The sequence below is a fragment of the Cytobacillus sp. Bac17 genome (assembly GCF_024519925.1).
Classification (GTDB): Bacteria; Bacillota; Bacilli; order Bacillales; family Cytobacillaceae; genus Cytobacillus; species Cytobacillus pseudoceanisediminis.
Window position 1 is genome coordinate 400509 of record NZ_JALJRC010000001.1, and the last position, 19230, is coordinate 419738.

Sequence of the window (19230 nt, forward strand, 5' to 3'; positions counted from 1 at the left end):
CAACTAACCCATATTTGTATTTTGGGATTCTGCTTGAACGACCACTCTTTCATCTCTTTTTGCAGTGCGGAGCTCCAAAATATTGACCGATGAGTGAACAAAACAGACAATTGAACTGACTAGGACTGCTCCGTAAATAAAAGTCATATTCAGCCCAAGCGAAGGAGAAATCTGCTGAATGGAGAACTTCAATATTCTTGATCCATAAATAATGAGAAACAGAAAAAGTGCACTGTTAATACATTCAACCAGCAGCATTACTTTACTTTTCCATTTTTCAGATAAATAATGATGGAGAATTTCTACTTGTGCATGCCCTTTGCTTTTATATACGATTCCGATTCCTAAGAACACGATCCATACAAACATGTACCTGATAAGTTCTTCAATCCAGGTTAAGTTGAAAATACTGAAATCTGCAAAAGGGAGTATACTTTTTGCAAACGCACTTTGCAGGACGTATCTTGAAAATACTTGATACACTGTGGAGATAAAGGCAATGACAAAAAATAAGATAACAATTTTTTTCGATATCTTATCCGCTTTGTCACTCAATTTCCTGAAAAATTCACTCATTTTTCTACACCCCCGTCATTTATTTTAAGCTTTCTATCTTATCAAACAGTTCCTTTCCTATCGTTTCTTCATATTCCTCATAAACCTGCTTTACTGCTTCTCTAAATGAATCCAAATCTGGATTTTCTTCAATTTCTATCTCCGTCTTTTTAAGGTCCTCCAACAGTTTTTTCTCATCCTCCATTGCTACTTTGCGTTCATAATCAACTGCTTCTGCAGAGGCTTCAGATACTGCCTTTTGCAGTTCTTCAGGCAATGTGTCGAATGTTGTTTTACTCATAAGAAAAACAGCAGCATCATAGTTATGGGCAGTTAATGTCAAATAGCTCTGCACCTCTTGAAATTTATTTAAATAGATTTGCGCAAGGGGATTTTCCTGGCCGTCGACCACTTTCTGTTCCAAAGCAGTATATAGTTCACCGAATGGAACAGGAACAGGAGTTGAGCCAAGAGCTTTAATGAATGAGATGTATGGAGGTGACTCCTGGACCCTCAATTTTAATTTCGCTGCATCGGCACTTGTCTTAATGGGTTTCTTATTATTCGTCATATGCCTCCAGCCGTTCTCCATATAGCCGAGGTTGATAAGGCCCCTGTTCTCTAAATCAGAAGCTATCTCTTTGCCGATCTCCCCATCCAGGACCCGAAAAGCATGCTCCCGGCTTTCAAATAAATATGGAAGGTTAAGCAAATTAAATTTAGGGGCGAAATTGGTTACTGGTGCTACTGAGCCAATATGAAAATGGATGGAGCCAATTTGCGCTCCTTCTATTTGGTCTCTTCCATTTCCTAATTGGCTGCTTGGAAATATATCGATTCTTATCCGCCCGTTAGATTTTTCTTCCACCAGTTCTTTAAACTTCAATGCCCCTTTGTGGTAAGGGTGAGTTTCCGTTTGAAGATGGCCCAGTCTCAAAACATATTCTGCATCCCGCTCTTTGCCATTAACATTGCTGGAGCAGCCGCTCACAAATATTAACAATAGGATTGATAAGATAGACAGGTATACTCTCATATAATTCGCCTCCCGCACTATATTGTAAGCCCTTACAAATACATGATTGAAAAACTGCTAATATCCTCAGATTTACCGCCGCCAGGTCTACAAAAATAGTTGTTAATATTGTTAATTGATTAGACTAAATTGATTTTCACTTAAAATTCCTCCTTTTTATTCACTAGCCTGCTGATCTATTAAAATCTTTATGGACTGACTTTTCTTAAAGGAGAATACTTAAGTTATGGTACAGTCACCCAACCACTATCCATATTCTATTTATAATTTTCTAAAAAATCAATACTTTCTAAATTTTTTTGTTTAATTTTTATATTTTTCTTGATAACTCTTTTTAAAAATGCTTAAATGAGATTATATTGGTTGGGTCTCCTGACCATTGGACCAATTTTGCGGAAAAGGAGGCAGAAGATTGAGCAATGCTGGAGCAACAAAACTGCATAAAGCAAAAACAGTTCCCCTTCACACAAGAAAAAAAATTAAAACCCTAAAGTTGCAAAAGGGCTGGCTAAAAGGAGTCCTGCTAACTTTAATACTTGCTGTATTAGCTGGTTCCATAGCGAAATTGCCTGTTTTTTCAGTAATGGGAATTATGATTGTTTCCATACTGCTTGGCATGAGCTGGAAAGGAATAATGGATGTACCAGCCGATGCATCTGCAGGGATCACATTCAGCAGCAAGACTCTTCTTCGTGCGGGTATTATTCTGATGGGATTAAGACTGAATGTTGAACAAATCTTTGCCGCTGGTTTCTCTCTTATTATTGTCGATATCCTTGTAATCGCTTTCACTCTTGTCCTTATGATGTATATCGGAAAACTTCTCTCGATCGACCGCCATTTATCAGCACTGATTGCCGTTGGAACAGCAATATGCGGGGCTGCTGCCATAGTTGCTGTTGCCCCCCTGATCCGGGCTAAAAATGAGTTTACTGCAATCTCCGTAGCTTTTATTGCCATTGTGGGTACTATTGTGACAATCATTTATACTTTTTTGTTCCCCGTACTGGGCCTGAGCCCTTATGATTATGGAGTTTTAACAGGGGCAACCTTGCATGAGCTTGCGCATGTCATTGCAGCTTCTGCTCCAGGAGGAGATGTGAGCAGTGATACTGCCATTCTGGTAAAACTGGGACGTGTAGCATTATTAATTCCTGCAGCGATTATACTTGGAGTGATATTTAATAAGAACAGCTTAAAGAAACAAAAAACAAGATTCAGAGATTTGCCGGTCCCCTGGTTCATCTTCGGCTTTCTGATTATGTGCCTGGTTAATACGGCTGGCATATTATCTGATAGAATGACCCAAATGCTGATCGCACTAAGTATCTTCTTATTATCCATGGCCATGGCAGGCTTAGGTTTAGGAGTTAATTATACTGAATTTAAAAAGTTAAACAGCAAGGTGATTTTTACTGGAACTTTCGGAGCTGCCGCCTTAGCAGCCTTGGGATTTTTAATCGTTTATTTCATTTAAAGCTGCCTATGAAGGCAGCTCTATTTACCTTTTTGAGAAAATTAAGATAGCGGTGTTGATTACTTGACCCGTTAATGATTTAATAAAATAGGTTGGGCCATTGAACCATTTTTCCTATATAAAAAGCCCATCAGTAAATTTGCATGGAGGGGTATATTTGGACATTAATAGAAAAGGAATTTCGGAGCAGGTAGCCGATAGTATAAAGAAAAAGATCCACAATGGCGAATACAGAGCAGGTGAAAAAATCCCCGGCGAAAGAGAAATGGGGATGGAGCTTTCTGTCAGCAGAAATACAGTAAGGGAAGCCTATAAAATACTCGAAGCATATGGTTATTTAACCGCCAAACATGGAACAGGGGTCTTCGTCGCTTCTCCTGAGCAGCAGATACAAAAAATGACTGAAGCTTTTTTTGTATCCTCTGATCAATTTAAGGATTTCTTCTCCGTCAGAAAAATTCTTGAGGAATGGACAGTAAAATGGTCCATAGAGAATTCAAGCCCGGATCTTATTCAGCAATTAGATCAAATCCTAAAGGAAGCAAACGAAATTGTAAGCGGTGACCAGGATTTTGACCGTCTGGCTGAGTTGGACCATAAATTTCATATGACGCTTGCTGATCATTCAAATAATGTGGTTCTAGTAAGGATTATGCACTTTTTAATCGATCTTCTGTCAGAGTCACGTACAAAATCAATTAACATTCCGGGCCGTGCTTTAAAATCTGTCCAGGAGCACGAAAGGATTCTTGAGGCAATAAAACAGAACAACATTGAGTTGGCTCAGGAACGTATGATTGACCATATTGAAAGTGTAGAATGTTCGATTTCTCAAAATACATTATCCAGCTAAAAAAAGCTGTTATGGTGTTTATATGCCTCATCCAATTGGATGGGTCAATAATCACCATACAGCTTTTATTAAAGAGAAAGGCTTTTACTGGAATGATCAAGTGACCTTGCCTCAGGAAACGGGATATTGAACTTCTCCCCCAAATCTTTTAATTCCTGTTCAACATTGCCTGATAATTCAATACCTGTTAATAGCCTGCTGGCACTTTCTCTTTTTCTTCTTTCTCCCGGATAGCGTATTTCACTTACATCTGGTTTCTTAGGAACTTCTTTCATTTCCTGCAGCAGATTTTGAATAGAGGTAAAGAACAATGTTAAATCCATAAATTTTTTAATATCTAATAACAAAAAGAAGTGTCCAACATTCGCATTCTCTGTTTCATTGTCATCATAAAGATTTTTCACATGGGGGCCAAATGCTGCTCCTGAAAGTACACCAGTTAATATCTCAACAGCAAGCGCGAGTGCAGCCCCTTTTGCTCCTCCAAGCGGTAATACAGACCCTTTTAAGGCAGCCGCCGGATCCTTGGTGGAATTCCCATCTTCATCAATTGCCCAGTCACCAGGTATTTCATTCCCCTGCTTTGCGGCCAATATGATTTTCCCTCTGGCCACTATACTGGTTGATAAATCAATAATTACAGGCTGTTCGTTGCCAGTTGGAAAGCCAAAGGCGATTGGGTTGGTGCCAAAGAAAGCTTCCTTCCCTCCCCAGGGTGCGATCCCTGGCGGGGAATTAGTAAAGCCTATACATGCGAGATTCTGCTCGCATGCCATTTGGCAAAAATACGAAGCAGTCCCAAAATGATTGCTATTACGAATCGCGATTGCTGCTGTGCCATTTTCTTTTGCAGCTTCTATGCCTTCTCTAATTGCCTTCCAGCTGACTACATGGCCCAGGCCATTATCGCCATCAATCTGGAGCACGGATGGGGCTTTTTTTGTTACTTTAATATCCGGATTCACATTTATTCTTTTATCCATAAATCGTTTGGCATAAATGGGAAGTCTGCTGATCCCGTGGCTATCCGTGCCTTCTAGGTTTGCTTTTACCAGTGAATCTGCGACAACTTCCGAATAATCTTTCCGCATTCCCATTTTTTCAAGAACTTTTTCACAGAATTCCTTTAGATCCGACTCATTATATGTGTTCATGTCTAAACTCCTTTTTTTGTACTCTCTTTAAAAAAGGATTCTCCCTGCTCAAAAATGTGCAGGGAGAAATTGAATCAGGCGCTTCGGTATAGTTTTGTCATGACAAATTCACGATGTCCCAAAGCTTCAGCACTGGTCAAGCGGCCATTTACCGTGCGGCAAATAACTTCCATTAATTTGTCGCCTGCTTCTTCCAGGGAAATCTGACGGGACAATAATCCCTGTACATCTACATCAATATGCTCGCTCATTGTTCCTGCAGTTATGGGATTTGCGGTAATTTTCACAACAGGCTCAATTGGATTTCCGATAATGTTCCCCTGCCCTGTTGGGAAAAGATGGAGTACTGCTCCGCCAGCTGCCATTAACGTAATGCATTCTGCGGCTGCAGAAGAAGTATCCATAAAATACAATCCACTTCCATTATCTGGATTTTCTGCCGGATCAAGGACCCCAATTACTTCCTTTGTACCTGTTTTGGCGATATTACCAAGAGCCTTTTCTTCTATAGTTGATAGGCCTCCTGCAATATTTCCCTGTGTTGGCTGTGAACCTAGCAAATCTACTCCTTTGGATTCGATTTCGCCAACATAATCTTCATAAATAGCCATAAACTTTTCATGAAGTTCAGGAGTTGCCATTCTTTGTGCGATTAGATGCTCCCCACCAGTCAATTCAGATGTTTCCCCAAAGAATACCGTCGCACCGGCATCAACCAGGCGGTCAACTGCCTGAGATACTGTTGGGCATGATCCCAGTCCTGTAGTCGTATCCGATTCCCCGCACTTAATGCTGATCGTTAAATCTTTTAGTTCAATCGGTTCTCTCTGCAGTTCAGATGCCCATTGAACATACTCTTTTGCTTTCCATGATGCTTGACGGATGGTTTCAAAGTCGCCATTTCCCTCGATAGAAAAATAGGATACAGGTTTGCCAGTTTCTGCAATACCTTCCGCGATCTTCTTGGACCAGTTTTCTTCAATGCCGATGACAATAACCGCTGCCACATTTGGATTTGAGCCGGTTCCTATCATTGTTCTGAAATGAAGATCAAGGTCCGGTCCATACTGGAGTCTTCCATATGCGTGTGGAAGTGCCATCGTTCCTTGAACTTGTCTTGCAACAGCCTCACAGGCAGCATTTGAGATATCATCAACAGGCAAAATGATGACATGATTGCGTATTCCAACTTTTCCATTTTCTCTGCGGTAACCCATTAGTGTATTATTCATTTCTACCACCTCGCCGTTTTAATATTATGAGTATGGACATAATCTCCTACAGCCCATTCTGTTGTAGTTAAGCCAATTTGAATTCCGTATTTTAAGACTGGCTGATTACTCTTTAAGTCTACTAATGAAATTTTATGCCCTAAAGGAATATCCCCGCGAGACTTTACAGACACCTCAGAATTATCATCCATAAAGATTCCGATAACCTGTTCTCCTTCTTTTATTGGACTAGTCGCTACCCCTACATGATCTCCCTTATGATGAATTAAAAACTTATGTGTGCTAACCTCTTTAGACTCAGGAGAATGCGTGTCTGCCAGAGTTGTAGATTGACTGTTATTACTCATTCAATTGCCTCCTTTTGTATTTGGTTGGGTGACCCAACCACTATTTATAGGTTAATTAAACCACTCCCAAATGTTAAAGTCAATTATTTATTTAAATTTTCGGAAACTTTTTTAAATTACACATAATGACGGCTGATTTTTCATAACCTTTGCTACTTCCTTTGCCACCAATAAGGAAGTTCTAATTTGTGATTCTTCAGTTAAACCAGCAATGTGCGGAGTAATAACAGCATTCGAGCATGTCAATAGTTTGTTCGACGGAAGGATTGGTTCTGTCTCAAGCACATCCAGAAACGCTCCTGCAATCGCACCATTGGTTAAAGCAGCTGCAAGATCACGTTCATTTATAATACCGCCTCGGGAGGTATTAATAATATAGGAAGAAACCTTCATTGAATGAAGTTCTGACTCGGAGATTAAATACTTGGTTGAAGGTGTAAGCGGAACATGCAAGGAAATAAAATCAGATTCAGCAAGCAGATCTGCTAATGATTCTATTATTTGAACCCCTGTTTCAGAAACAATGTGATCATAATCCGCAATAAAGGGATCATAACCAGCCACTTTCATTCCAAACGATATTGCTCTTTTAGCAACGCGATGAGAGATTTCCCCTAATCCTATAAGGCCCAGCGTTTTACCCGCAAGTTCCATGCCGGTGTATGTTTTTCTATCCCAATTGCCGTTCCTGACATCATAATCAGCAAGATGAAGAGGCCGGGAAACACTTAACATGGCCATCATCACATACTCGGCCACCGAAGTAGCATTGGCATTTTTAGCATAAACCACTGGGATTCCCATTTTCTTTGCTGATGCTGTGTCTATATTATCAAGTCCAACTCCAAGCCTGCCTATAACCTTTAATTGAGGACCAGCTGCCATTAATTCCTGATCTGCAATTGTTTGATTTCTTACAATTAAACCATCGTAATTGCTGATTTTTCTTAATAATTCTTCACGGTTACTCCATAGATTCTCGTCATAATCCACTTGGAAGCCATTGTTTATTAACTCTTCAATTCCTTCTTTCCAGATTAATTCAGTAATTAGGATTTTCATTTTCTCAAGCTCCTTCCAAAATAAATGGTTAGGTGACCCAACCACTATAATTATTAAAACACCCCCGGGAAGTTCGGTCAATGTTTTTAGAAAATTCTTTCTTTAAAATCAAAAACATCAGATTATCCTGATATATTTTTAAACTTATACATAGATATTTATTTGCCGGTTTAAGCTGTTTGTTTGCAAGTTCATGTACTTTCATTGCAAAATTTCCTATTTATTTGCGAATACAGCTGCTTTTTTTGCTAGTATGCAATTTTATTTGCAGAGTTCACAATTCAAAAAAAAAGACCTGCTCAATCCACGAGCAGGTCCCCTCTATATTATTGCTTCACATTTGCCATAATCGTATTTGGATCAAAGCCAATGACCCAATTGCCATTCACATTGATCTGCGGCACTCCCATTTGTCCAGTGGTTGCAACCAGTTTTTGTGCCTCTCGCTGGTCATTCTGCACATTAACCTCTTTATACTCCAGCCCTTTCTCATCCAGAAAATTCTTCACCATCGTACAGTAAGGACATGTATTGGTCGTATAAACCGTAATATTATTCATTTTATATTCCTCCTTCAGTAAAAAGACAATGCCAATGTTCTTTGACACTGTCTTTTTTATTACAATATCAATATCCCCTTAATCGGCTTCTTCAAACAACAAATCATTGCTTCTGATGGTCATCAGATCATGTTTGTCATAGCTGTTTTGCATTAATAGGCGCATGGCCTGTGCCCGTATAGATTTTTCAATGATATTCCGGATATAGCGCCCATTCGAAAAACTGTTTGGGCTGAGATTATTTTTCACAAAATGTAAGTGCTCTCTCAGCTTCTTTTCAGATTCGTGGCTTAATGTATATTCCCGTTCCTTCAGCATCCGCTCGCCGATTTCCATCAGCTGCTCAATCGAGTAATCAGGGAAGTCAACAACCAGGGGGAACCGGGAATGAAGACCAGGATTCAGCGTCAGGAAGTGATTCATTTCTCTTGAGTAGCCCGCCAGTATCAGAATAAATTCATGCTGGCGGTCTTCCATATGCTTTACGAGAGTGTCAATGGCTTCCTTGCCAAAGTCTTTTTCTCCGCCTCTTCCTAAAGAGTATGCTTCATCGATGAACAGGATCCCGCCTATCGCTTTTTTCACCAGATCCCTTGTCTTCTGGGCAGTATGACCAATATATTCACCAACAAGATCAGCCCGCTCAGCTTCAATCAGATGGCCTTTTGACAGTACATTCATTTTTTGAAAAAGCTTGCCTATTAATCGGGCAACCGTTGTTTTACCGGTGCCGGGATTGCCTTTGAACATCATATGCAATGCCTGCTTTCCAGCTTTGAGACCGGCTTCCTCCCGCTTTTTATTCACATAAATCCACGCATAGATCTCCTTGATCATTTTCTTCATCTCTTCCATTCCCACAAGAGCGCCAAGTTCTTCTTCAATTTCTTTCAGAGCTGTATGCTCAGGCGGAATGGCTTTTGGAGCCGCTTGGGATTCGGGAAGCTCTTTTGTGTATGTTTTTCTCTTTTGTGAATTGAGCACGATGCTGATCTGTCCGTTATTCTTCAGGCGAATCGGCTGGTCCAAAAGCTATCACCTCACATTCTTAGCACAGTATACGCATAGAAGTAATCGTTGTGACAAAAGCCTATATGCATCCGCGAGTTTACGGTTATTAGGCTAAAATCCGACATATTCCCGCGCATTTCTGCAATCACTGATGCAGGAGTGTCGGTTCATGCGGTTTCCCGAGAAATAAGGTGAAATTTTCACCTCTTCGGGCTGTCCTCCGCTTTAAGATGCTGCTGATACCTGGGAGCATACTGCCTGTTCATGGGAAACAAGCCCTGCAGTCAGGCTCCCTCATATCTACAATAAATTCTCATATCTATATGTATTCAGCCAACCTCCATTTCATTAAAAATATTTGTGCTGTCTTTGCATAAGAAAATAGCCCGCTTCAATCAAAGCGGGCTTTTCTTGTGCATGTGCAACTTTTATATTATTGCTGGTTTTCCATATCCAGCTGAACATTGCGCTGTGGAACGAAGGTAGAAATGGCATGCTTATAAACGAGCTGCTGCTTGCCTTCTGACTCGAATAATACCGTGAAATTATCAAAGCCTTTGATTTGGCCTCTAATTTGGAATCCATTTAACAAAAATACAGTACAATTAATATTATCCTTGCGTAGCTGATTAAGAACCTGATCCTGAATATTGATTGCTGATTTCATTATAATCCTCCTCTTTTATCTCTATCATTATGTATTCGATTTTATTTTCAGCTTTCCTTCAATATGAGCAGAAATTTCAGCGAATTTTTTTTCAAACTCATGAGGGTCGGCTGTACCGGACATATCAAACCATTCCACATTCATCTTGTTTCGAAACCATGTTAGCTGCCTTTTTGCATATCTTCTTGAATTTTGCTTCAGATTTCCAACGGCATCCTCCAGTGATACACGTCCATTAAAGTATTCATACAGTTCTTTATATCCGATGGCCTGTATGGACTGGCAATCCTTTAATCCCAGATCATACAGGGCTCTCACCTCTTCAAGCAAGCCTTCCTTCATCATGATCTCAACCCGGAGATTGATGCGTTCATATAAGGTATCCCGGTCCATGGTCAACCCAATCAGCGCCGTATCATAAAGAAGTGCTGGATCCTGATTCTCCTGATACTGAGACATCGTTTTCCCTGTGCAATGGTAAATTTCCAATGCCCTGACCACTCTTCGAATGTTATTGGGGTGAATTTTTTCCGCACTTTCAGGGTCTATGGCCAAAAGCTCCTTGAAAAGGGCATCGTTCCCTTCCCTTTCGGCGCGTTCCTCCAAAGTTTTTCTGAATTCTTCATCTGAAGGGGCATCAGAAAATTGGTAATCATAAATAACGGATTGAATATACAATCCAGTGCCTCCAACGATCATTGGAAGTTTGCCTCTTGAAGTGATCTCTGTGATTTTGCTGCGGACCAGTTCCTGAAATTCAGCTGCCGAAAAGGGATCTTCAGGATTTTTGATGTCAATTAGATGATGCGGAATTCCTTCCATTTCTTCTTCTTTAATTTTCGCCGTGCCGATATCCATGCTTTTATATATTTGCATAGAATCTCCGCTGATGATCTCAGCATTAAAACTTTTCGCCAGAAGAATGCTTAATTTTGTTTTTCCTACAGCTGTAGGGCCAATCAGCACTGCAAGCTTTTCTTTTTCACTCATCTGTTCACTGCCTTTACTGCCATTCTAATTATTATCCTACCATATAGCAGGAAAATTTTTCAGGTATCATCTTACCATTCTTTTTATAAAAACAGAACATTTATGCATTATGAACAAGTTTCACCTTTCCTATTCGACAAGTTTCCTAAAATTTTCTTATAAAATTACATTTTATTAACGATTCCATAACAAACAAAGGGTAACCCCCAAAATCATGTTAATTTATTAGAAGGTTATATTGTTACAATATAAATTTGAAATTGGGTGAAGAATTCATGTTAAATACATCTGAAATTGGAATTGACTTAGGAACTGCTAATATACTTGTATACAGCAAAACAAAAGGCATCATCCTTAATGAACCTTCTGTAGTAGCAATTGATACAGAAACGAAAAAAGTGTTAGCTGTTGGTAAAGAAGCAAAGGAAATGATCGGGAAAACACCAGGCCGCATCGTTGCCATCCGTCCGCTCAAAGACGGGGTTATTGCCGATTATGACACCACTACTGAAATGCTTCGCCAGGTTATGCGAAAAGCATCGAAAAAAGTAGGATTTGCAATCAGAAAGCCGAATGTCGTTGTTTGTACGCCATCTGGTTCGACAAGTGTTGAAAGAAGAGCCATCCATGATGCTGTCCGCAATGCGGGGGCGAAGAAAGTACATCTGATCGAAGAGCCTGTGGCAGCAGCAATTGGTTCAGGCATGCCTGTCGATGAGCCTGTCGCGAACGTGGTTGTTGACATTGGCGGGGGCTCAACAGAAGTAGCCATCATCTCTTTCGGCGGAGTGGTAGCCTGCAATTCCATCCGGATTGGCGGCGACAGACTTGACGATGATATTATTCAATATGTACGTAAAGAATACAACGTTCTGATCGGAGAGAGAACAGCCGAACATATTAAAATGGAAATCGGCTACGCGCTGGTTGACCATGAAGAACTGACAATGGAAGTGCGCGGCCGCGACCTTGTTACCGGCCTGCCTAAGACGATTACTCTAACTTCCTATGAAATCCGTGATGCAATCAAAGAATCATTGCTTCACATTCTTGAAGCAATCCGCGCAACATTAGAAGACAGTCCGGCTGAACTCAGCGGAGACATCGTAGACCGCGGTGTGATCCTTTCCGGCGGCGGTGCCCTTTTAAACGGCATGCAGGAATGGCTTTCACAGGAAATTGTAGTCCCTGTACACCTTGCACCAAGCCCGCTTGAATCTGTAGCGGTTGGAACAGGAAAAGCCCTGCAATTTATTGATAAGCTGCATACGGCAGTGAGATAAGCTATAAGAAAAGCATCCATTCCGCGAAATGGATGCTTTTTTGTTTTGTATATTGTCCTTTTGAGCGAAATAAAGTTTTATGAGCGAAAAAAGAAAAAATTATGGACCAAACACCACTTAGTTTACATAATAGAATTATCGTCGTCTATGAATAAAAAAACGCCGAACCACTCTGGTTCAGCGTCGTTCTTTTCTACATTACCCTCTTAAACATTTTCTCCATCTCATAAGTGGAGTAATGTATGATGATCGGCCGTCCATGCGGGCATGTGAACGGATCGGAAGACCTCCGCAATTCATCAAGCAGCGCCTGGATTTCATCATTGCGGAGATGGTGATTCGCTTTAATGGAAGCTTTACAGCTCATCATAATGGCAGCTTCCTCACGCAGCTTTTTAATATCGACTCTCTTCATGGCTAAGAGCTGTTCAATCATATCCTCAATAATTTCCTGTTCCTCGCCTTTAGGCAGCCATTGCGGATGAGAACGGACAATAAAGCTGTTATGTCCGAACTGCTCCAGAAATACCCCCACTTTTTCAAGCTCGCCTTTGTATTCATCAATTTTAATATAATCATCCGTTGAGTATTCAAATGTCAGCGGTATAAGCATTTCCTGCAATTCACTTTCAACCTGGCCGACTTTCTCCCTGAAATACTCGTACTTGATCCGCTCCTGGGCGGCGTGCTGATCAATGATATAAAGGCCCCGGTCATTTTGGGCAAAAATATATGTCCCATGCATTTGCCCAATCGGATAGAGCGGCGGCACCCGGGATGGCTCATCCACTGTGGCGGTCTCTGCCAAAAACTGTTCCAGTCCTGCAGCTCTCGGCTCTTCGGGCTGGAATATGTGCTGATCAGCTTCAGGCAATTCTTCAGCTGAGGGGCTTAAATCTATGAGAGGAGCATCCTGCAAATCAGGATATTCAGCTGCTGCCGGTTCACCTGGTAGACTTTGCGGGCTTTGCGGATCTGCCCCATTCGGGTACTGCCGGATAGCATCCTCCCTCGCTTCACGAACAAAAGAAGGCACATGCTCCCGATGCTCAGGCAAATGATCCAGTTCAAGAGCCGTCTGTTCTGACTTAGGCTTCATGGTCTTCGGCTGTGTAAATCCGGATGGGATCAGTTCCTCTTTTTTAAATGCAGCCTTCAAAGCATCTGATACAAGCTCATTCAATTCATGTTCCTTGCTTAAGCGTACCTCCATTTTCGACGGATGGACGTTCACATCGACAAGGAGCGGATCCATTTCAATGTTCAGGAGCACAATCGGGTAGCGGCCGATTGGCAGCAGAGTATGATACCCCTCCTGAATGGCTTTGGCCAAAGAATAATTCTTGATGAAGCGGCCGTTGATCATGGTAGAAATGTAGTTTCTTGATGCTCTTGTAATCTCCGGCATTGCTGCATATCCGCTGATTTTAAAATCAAGTGAGCTTGCTTCAATCCGAACCATCTTTTTCACAATATTGAGCCCATAAATAGCTGCAAGCACCTGCCGGACATCCCCGTTTCCGTTCGTCTGCAGGAGCTTTCGCTCATTATGGATCAGGCGGATGGCGACCTCCGGATGGGCGAGCGCCAGCCTGTTAACCACATCTGTAATATTGCCAAGTTCTGTGTGAATCGTCTTCATATACTTAAGCCTTGCCGGCGTGTTGAAAAATAAATCCGTCACTGTCAGGTCAGTCCCTTTTCTGCCGGGTGCCTTTTCCATCACTTCCACTTTTCCGCCTTCTATGACAACACGTGTGCCGTCATCCCCAGTTGAGGTTTTCATTTCAATCCTCGATACCGACGCAATACTTGGCAATGCCTCGCCGCGGAATCCGAGCGTGCGGATGCGGAAAAGGTCATTTTCGTCTTTAATTTTACTGGTGGCATGGCGATGAAAGGCATTCAGGACATCATCTTCCTCAATGCCATCGCCATTATCGATAATGCGGATTTTGGCCAGGCCGGCTTCTTCCGCTTCAATTTCAATAATAGTACTTCCGGCATCGATCGAATTCTCCATCAATTCTTTTACCACCGATGCTGGCCGCTCCACCACCTCGCCGGCAGCAATTTTATTAGAAAGCGCATCATCCAGCTGAATGATTTTCCCCATCTCGTCACCCCCTGTTTATTGATTCTTCAATTTTCTGTGCAGTTCATATAATGTATTTAATGCCTGCATTGGCGTCATATCAAGGATATCGAGCGCTTTGACTTTATCAATAATCTTTTTTTCCTTAGAGCTTATTGAAGGTTTCTTCACATCTTCAGAATCCTCAAAGAAAGATAATTGGGCAGCAGGCTCTGCCATTTTTTCTGCGGCAGGAATCTCTTTTTTCACAGGAGCGGGATCGTTCGATTCCAGTCCCGTTAAAATTTCATTTGCCCTTACAATTAGTTCATTAGGGAGCTCTGCAAGCTGGGCAACATGGATTCCGTAACTCTTATCTGCCGCTCCTTCCTTAATTTTATGAAGGAACACAACCCGTCCATTTTGCTCGACTGCGCTGACATGGATGTTTTTCACCTTCTGCAGTTCTTCTTCAAGCACCGTCAATTCATGATAGTGCGTGGAAAATAAAGTCTTCGCACCAATCCGGTTGTGAATATACTCAATGATTGCCTGCGCCAATGCCATCCCATCATAGGTGGATGTTCCGCGCCCGATTTCATCGAACAGAATCAAACTGTTTTGAGTGGCATTCACAATAGCATTTCGCGCTTCAAGCATCTCGACCATGAATGTACTCTGGCCGGAAATAAGGTCATCGGCGGCTCCGATTCTCGTAAATACCTGGTCAAAAATCGGCAGCACGGCTTCAGAAGCAGGTACATAGCAGCCGATTTGGGCTAAAATCGCAGTCAGGGCGATTTGCCGCATATACGTACTTTTACCGGACATATTCGGCCCTGTAATCAGCAGCACTTCCCGGTCCGCATCCATATAACAGTCATTCGGCACATATTCTTGTGCGTTCAGCACTTTTTCAACGACTGGATGGCGGCCGTCTTTGATATAAACCCGTCTTTCATTTGAAAAACTTGGCTTTATATAATGCCTTTGCTCGCTGACAGCGGAGAAGCACTGAAGAACATCCAGCTCACTTACCGTTTTCGCCAGCTTTTGCAATCTCGGAATAAATTCTTTTACATGTTCGCGGACATTCGTAAATAATTCATACTCGAGCTCCACACACTTTTCCTGTGCTTCCAGTATGAGTGATTCTTTTTCCTTTAATTCAGGCGTAATAAATCGTTCGGCATTGGTCAGGGTCTGTTTGCGCTCATATTGCCCTTCTTTTAGAAGATGAAGGTTAGCGCGAGTAACTTCAATATAATAGCCAAACACACGGTTAAAACCGATTTTCAATGATTTAATGCCTGTTTTTTCACGTTCCTGCTTCTCAAGCTGGGCAATCCAGGTTTTCCCGTTGCGGCTGGCATCACGGTATTTATCCAGCTCTTCATGATAGCCGTCCTGAATGATGTTTCCATCCTTCAATGACAGCGGCGGATTTTCCATTATCGCGCTTTCCAAAGTATCCGTGACTTCTTCACACGCATCCAGGCGCTCAGCAAGCCTCACTGCTTCCTCATTCGGCAGATTTGAGACCATTTCTTTTAGAACAGGTATCTGCTGAAGAGATTTCTTAAGCTGCACAAGGTCGCGGGCATTTACATTTCCAAACGCCACTCTTCCTGCAAGGCGTTCCAGATCATAGACTTCCTTCAGTTTTTCTCGGATTTCTTCCCGTTCAAAGAAAGAGTGAATAAGCGTTTCAACCAGCGAATGGCGGCGTTTGATTTCCTGTTCATCAATAAGCGGCCTGTCGATCCATTGCTTTAAAAGCCTGCCGCCCATGGCAGTCTTCGTTTCATCCAGGAGCCATAACAGCGAGCCCTTCTTGCCTTTGCTGCGGATGGTTTCTGTCAGCTCAAGATTCTTTTTAGAAAAATAATCGATTTTCATGTATTGATTAATCTGATAAGTAGCCACCTTTTGAAGGTGATCCAGGCTCCTCTTCTGCGTACGGTACAGGTAATTAATCAGTCTGCAAGAAGTTGTCCTGAGCTTGTCCTGATTTAAATCAGCCAGAAGTCCCTCGAAAGAGTCCCGGACTCCGCAATCATCCTCGAATGAAATCGCCATGACGGAGCGTTCTTTCATTCTCCTCTGCCATTCTCCATCAAAGTCGGAAGAGATGACTACTTCCTTTGCACCTGACATAGACAGCTCGTTTAAGACCTCATCAAACCCGCTGCTTAACATCGTTACCTTCGTCTCACCTGTTGATAAATCATTGGTGGCAAATCCAAAGGTTTCATCTTCAAAGACCGAAATCGATGCAATATAGTTGTTTTCTTTTTCCTGAAGGCCTTTGCCTTCCATCATTGTTCCAGGTGTGATAAGCTGAACGACTTCCCGCTTCACAACTCCTTTTGCCTGTTTCGGATCTTCTGTTTGCTCGCAGATTGCGACTTTGTATCCTTTTTCAATCAATTGTTCAATATAAACCGGTGCTGAATGATACGGCACCCCGCACATGGGAATCCTTTCTTCCGTGCCTCCCTCGCGGCTGGTTAATGTGATTTCAAGCTCCTGTGATGCTTTAAGTGCATCATCGAAAAACATTTCGTAAAAGTCTCCAAGGCGAAAAAATAAAAAGGCATCCTGATATTCTGCCTTTACCCTTAAATATTGCTGTATCATAGGCGTGTATGCTGCTGCCATAACTTCCTCCAACGATCCATAATCTATTATTTTATAATCCTGTTTTAGAGATTTCCTCTAAAAACGTCTTTTTCATTATATCATAGATTATCGGCTGACTCAGAGGTGCAATATTTGCCTTGGCTATTCTCTTATATTGATAGGCTTATATATTATGCCGTTGATTTCAGCACGGGACACTTGCTTTCCGCGGGTAGGTTCCCGAGCCTCCTTGGCTTTGCCTGCGGGGTCTTTCACTTCCCTCTCCTCCCGCTTGAGTCAAATATCCTCCGCTGCGATCAAAGCAGTGGTTAAACTATACTTGCGTTTAATGAGCAGTAGAAAGTCTTGCCACAAAAAAAACAGCAGCCCCCAAATGGAGAGCTGCCAGGATTTCTTAGTTATTTATGTATTTTTCAAACACATATCCGAAGTCTTTCACATTATATTTCTTGCGGCTGTTCATCAGCCAGTTGAAGGCTGTTTCATTTAGTACACGGAAATTGTCCACCACATTGGCGTCCTGATTGGACACTGAACGTCCAAGAGTGCTTGATGCCAAATTCAGGCTTTTTTCAGCATACTCCATGGACACTTCATTTTCGCGGCAGATTTCGGAAATGCGGATCAGTGCTTTATATAAATCTTTCAATTCTTCGATATGCTTTTTATGTACGTCAATAGAGAATGCCTGAGATCCAATCACGAATTTGATTTCCACATCCAAATCGACTGTACCAGCTGTTTCCAGCATCACATTTGAAATGCTGTATTCGCGGTAGCTGTAGCGCTTTAGAGTTCGTTTTTTGCTGACAGCACTTGTACCATCCAGATGAATTAGCGCCTTATTCGTAAAGCAGTATTCATCCGATTTGGACTTAATCAGGAAGTAAATTTTCTCATTATCTTCGTGAAGGACGTAATCGTCAGCATCAACTTTGTCATAGTCAGCCGGCTGGATGACGCTTCCCACATCGCTTAATCCCAGCACATCAGAGGCAACCTTTTTAAACATAACCCCTCAACCTTTCTGCATTCATTTTACTACTTTGCTATTTTAACATATTTAGGAAAACGATGGCTTATTCAATTAAAAATTTACGCTGGAAAAGCTCCCGGCAAACCGGAAGCTTCATATTCCTGGCGTATTCATTAATACAATCGGCCATCCATCTGGATCTTCTATTGTCACTCCGCCTCTGCCCCAATATGGATTTTCCGGTTCTGTTTCCATATACCCATAAGCAGCAAGCCTTTCGGCAATGTTATCACGCTCCAGGCGGTCTCCCACATAAAAAACTAATAGATGCTCCTTTGTCGGCTGCGGAAGCTCCATTTTTTCCTTAGATTGAGTAAATTCAAGATGGTATTGGCTATCAGGCAGACCAATCATAATACCATCATAGCCTTCATGATTCCAAAACTCGCCAACTCTCTTCAGACCCAGTCCTTTTTCATAAAAGGAAATGAGTTTATCAAGCTGGTTTGTCGGACGTGCAATGCGAAATTGCACAGCCGGGATGCTCCCTTCCCATTCCTTCCTCACAATCACTTCATAAGGATATTCCTGATGCTGAAACATAACATCCCTTGGTCCTGATGCAAATACTTTAATTGGTGAAATAACGGAAGCCCTTTCTGTTGGATACCAGTTCCGCCCTTCCTTTACAAGCACAAAAACCCCTTTCCTGTCTCCGTAAAAAGCAAACGTCTCACTGGAATCCATCTGTTCATTGTACAGATACTGATCTAATTCCTGCTCCATTGCAGCTACATCATTGACTGGCAAGCCAACTTCCCCAACATCATGCCAGCGGAGACCATCCTTTTTCACACCATCCAAAGGCCGCTCGAGCATCTCCATAATATTTCCGTCCGGATCGATAAAATATGCCTGCTTTCCTTTCCAAAACATACTGTACTCGCCGCTCTCATTTGGCAGCAGCACACTTTCAGCACCTAATTTCTGATACATATGTTCAAAGTATTCAGCATTAGTCCGGAAACACACATGATAAAAGGGGATTGCTGCATCTTTCTCAAAAAGAATCTTTGTTGAACCGGCCATAATCGTAAAATAACTCTGAGTCTCCGTCAACAGTTCCATCTCCAGCACATTTGTATAAAATTCTTTCATCCTGTCTAAATCATGGCACTTCAAATTCAATTGAAATATTTTCATCCTCGCCTCTCCCCTTTACATCTTATACCTCCATTCTAAGGTAAGGCTCTGCAGATGCATTCAGACTAAAGGCGGAAGGTGCTGTCATTAATTCGCTTGAATTTGGC

Annotated in this window: 17 protein-coding genes and 1 pseudogene; 3 read left to right on the plus strand and 15 right to left on the minus strand. The window is 41.9% G+C overall.

The window, feature by feature from the left end:
• Positions 1-3: 3 nt before the first annotated feature.
• Both NR125_RS02015 and NR125_RS02020 read right to left on the minus strand, forming a co-directional pair.
• Positions 4-576 (minus strand): TRAP transporter small permease, encoded by a 573-nt coding sequence (locus NR125_RS02015; protein WP_009330574.1) that lies wholly within the window; start codon positions 574-576, stop codon positions 4-6.
• Positions 577-595: 19 nt separating this feature from the next.
• Complete coding sequence (locus NR125_RS02020; RefSeq protein WP_071156582.1) at positions 596-1591, minus strand: TRAP transporter substrate-binding protein; 996 nt, start codon at positions 1589-1591, stop codon at positions 596-598.
• Positions 1592-2003: 412 nt separating this feature from the next.
• Here NR125_RS02020 and NR125_RS02025 point away from each other — a divergent pair, with 412 nt between their 5' ends.
• Positions 2004-3068: a YeiH family protein gene (locus NR125_RS02025; RefSeq protein ID WP_009330576.1), complete on the plus strand. Its 1065-nt coding sequence runs from the start codon at positions 2004-2006 to the stop codon at positions 3066-3068.
• 157 nt (positions 3069-3225) lie between these two features.
• A complete protein-coding gene (locus NR125_RS02030; protein WP_009330577.1) occupies positions 3226-3921 on the plus strand; it encodes a FadR/GntR family transcriptional regulator in 696 nt (231 codons plus the stop codon).
• Between the two features lie 68 nt (positions 3922-3989).
• Here the strand turns inward: NR125_RS02030 and NR125_RS02035 are convergent, their stop codons facing one another.
• The 8 genes from NR125_RS02035 to miaA all read right to left on the minus strand — a co-directional run bounded on the left by NR125_RS02035 (position 3990) and on the right by miaA (position 10944).
• Positions 3990-5075, minus strand: coding sequence for an Ldh family oxidoreductase (locus NR125_RS02035; RefSeq protein ID WP_071156584.1), 1086 nt, complete (start codon positions 5073-5075; stop codon positions 3990-3992).
• A gap of 74 nt (positions 5076-5149) precedes the next feature.
• Complete coding sequence (locus NR125_RS02040; RefSeq protein ID WP_019381821.1) at positions 5150-6307, minus strand: UxaA family hydrolase; 1158 nt, start codon at positions 6305-6307, stop codon at positions 5150-5152.
• A gap of 2 nt (positions 6308-6309) precedes the next feature.
• Positions 6310-6654: a UxaA family hydrolase gene (locus NR125_RS02045; RefSeq protein WP_019381820.1), complete on the minus strand. Its 345-nt coding sequence runs from the start codon at positions 6652-6654 to the stop codon at positions 6310-6312.
• Between the two features lie 111 nt (positions 6655-6765).
• On the minus strand, positions 6766-7716 hold the full coding sequence (locus NR125_RS02050; protein ID WP_019381819.1) for a hydroxyacid dehydrogenase: 951 nt from the start codon (positions 7714-7716) through the stop codon (positions 6766-6768).
• Positions 7717-8042: 326 nt separating this feature from the next.
• Positions 8043-8276: a glutaredoxin family protein gene (locus NR125_RS02055; protein WP_009330583.1), complete on the minus strand. Its 234-nt coding sequence runs from the start codon at positions 8274-8276 to the stop codon at positions 8043-8045.
• 78 nt (positions 8277-8354) lie between these two features.
• Positions 8355-9305 (minus strand): stage V sporulation protein K, encoded by a 951-nt coding sequence (gene spoVK / locus NR125_RS02060; protein ID WP_009330584.1) that lies wholly within the window; start codon positions 9303-9305, stop codon positions 8355-8357.
• Between the two features lie 415 nt (positions 9306-9720).
• Positions 9721-9954: an RNA chaperone Hfq gene (gene hfq, locus NR125_RS02065; protein WP_009330585.1), complete on the minus strand. Its 234-nt coding sequence runs from the start codon at positions 9952-9954 to the stop codon at positions 9721-9723.
• Positions 9955-9981: 27 nt separating this feature from the next.
• The gene (gene miaA, locus NR125_RS02070; protein WP_071156586.1) at positions 9982-10944 is read right to left on the minus strand and encodes a tRNA (adenosine(37)-N6)-dimethylallyltransferase MiaA; all 963 of its coding nucleotides are present in this window, start codon (positions 10942-10944) and stop codon (positions 9982-9984) included.
• Between the two features lie 275 nt (positions 10945-11219).
• Between miaA and mreBH the strand changes: the two genes are divergently transcribed.
• On the plus strand, positions 11220-12227 hold the full coding sequence (mreBH, locus tag NR125_RS02075) for a rod-share determining protein MreBH (protein ID WP_009330587.1): 1008 nt from the start codon (positions 11220-11222) through the stop codon (positions 12225-12227).
• 193 nt (positions 12228-12420) lie between these two features.
• Here mreBH and mutL read toward each other — a convergent pair whose 3' ends face one another.
• The 5 genes and pseudogenes from mutL to NR125_RS29875 form a co-directional block, all read right to left on the minus strand.
• Positions 12421-14343 (minus strand): DNA mismatch repair endonuclease MutL, encoded by a 1923-nt coding sequence (gene mutL / locus NR125_RS02080; RefSeq protein WP_009330653.1) that lies wholly within the window; start codon positions 14341-14343, stop codon positions 12421-12423.
• A 15-nt stretch (positions 14344-14358) separates the two neighbouring features.
• Positions 14359-16962: a DNA mismatch repair protein MutS gene (gene mutS / locus NR125_RS02085; protein ID WP_009330654.1), complete on the minus strand. Its 2604-nt coding sequence runs from the start codon at positions 16960-16962 to the stop codon at positions 14359-14361.
• A 376-nt stretch (positions 16963-17338) separates the two neighbouring features.
• The gene (locus tag NR125_RS02090; protein ID WP_009330655.1) at positions 17339-17956 is read right to left on the minus strand and encodes a PH domain-containing protein; all 618 of its coding nucleotides are present in this window, start codon (positions 17954-17956) and stop codon (positions 17339-17341) included.
• A 117-nt stretch (positions 17957-18073) separates the two neighbouring features.
• Positions 18074-18523, minus strand: a complete 450-nt coding sequence (locus NR125_RS02095; protein WP_372675451.1) for a VOC family protein — start codon at positions 18521-18523, stop codon at positions 18074-18076.
• A 288-nt stretch (positions 18524-18811) separates the two neighbouring features.
• Positions 18812-19123 (minus strand): annotated as a pseudogene (locus NR125_RS29875) (VOC family protein); the annotation flags it as partial.
• Positions 19124-19230 lie beyond the last annotated feature (107 nt).

What these genes read in the sequence shown, in the direction of transcription:
- NR125_RS02015 (WP_009330574.1), bottom strand. Translation starts at nt 576, where the DNA reads ATGAGTGAATTTTTCAGGAAATTGAGTGACAAAGCGGATAAGATATCG.
- NR125_RS02020 (WP_071156582.1), bottom strand. Translation starts at nt 1,591, where the DNA reads ATGAGAGTATACCTGTCTATCTTATCAATCCTATTGTTAATATTTGTG.
- NR125_RS02035 (WP_071156584.1), bottom strand. Translation starts at nt 5,075, where the DNA reads ATGAACACATATAATGAGTCGGATCTAAAGGAATTCTGTGAAAAAGTT.
- NR125_RS02040 (WP_019381821.1), bottom strand. Translation starts at nt 6,307, where the DNA reads ATGAATAATACACTAATGGGTTACCGCAGAGAAAATGGAAAAGTTGGA.
- NR125_RS02045 (WP_019381820.1), bottom strand. Translation starts at nt 6,654, where the DNA reads ATGAGTAATAACAGTCAATCTACAACTCTGGCAGACACGCATTCTCCT.
- NR125_RS02050 (WP_019381819.1), bottom strand. Translation starts at nt 7,716, where the DNA reads ATGAAAATCCTAATTACTGAATTAATCTGGAAAGAAGGAATTGAAGAG.
- NR125_RS02055 (WP_009330583.1), bottom strand. Translation starts at nt 8,276, where the DNA reads ATGAATAATATTACGGTTTATACGACCAATACATGTCCTTACTGTACG.
- hfq (WP_009330585.1), bottom strand. Translation starts at nt 9,954, where the DNA reads ATGAAATCAGCAATCAATATTCAGGATCAGGTTCTTAATCAGCTACGC.
- miaA (WP_071156586.1), bottom strand. Translation starts at nt 10,944, where the DNA reads ATGAGTGAAAAAGAAAAGCTTGCAGTGCTGATTGGCCCTACAGCTGTA.
- mreBH (WP_009330587.1), top strand. Translation starts at nt 11,220, where the DNA reads ATGTTAAATACATCTGAAATTGGAATTGACTTAGGAACTGCTAATATA.
- mutL (WP_009330653.1), bottom strand. Translation starts at nt 14,343, where the DNA reads ATGGGGAAAATCATTCAGCTGGATGATGCGCTTTCTAATAAAATTGCT.
- mutS (WP_009330654.1), bottom strand. Translation starts at nt 16,962, where the DNA reads ATGGCAGCAGCATACACGCCTATGATACAGCAATATTTAAGGGTAAAG.
- NR125_RS02090 (WP_009330655.1), bottom strand. Translation starts at nt 17,956, where the DNA reads ATGTTTAAAAAGGTTGCCTCTGATGTGCTGGGATTAAGCGATGTGGGA.
- NR125_RS02095 (WP_372675451.1), bottom strand. Translation starts at nt 18,523, where the DNA reads ATGTTTCAGCATCAGGAATATCCTTATGAAGTGATTGTGAGGAAGGAA.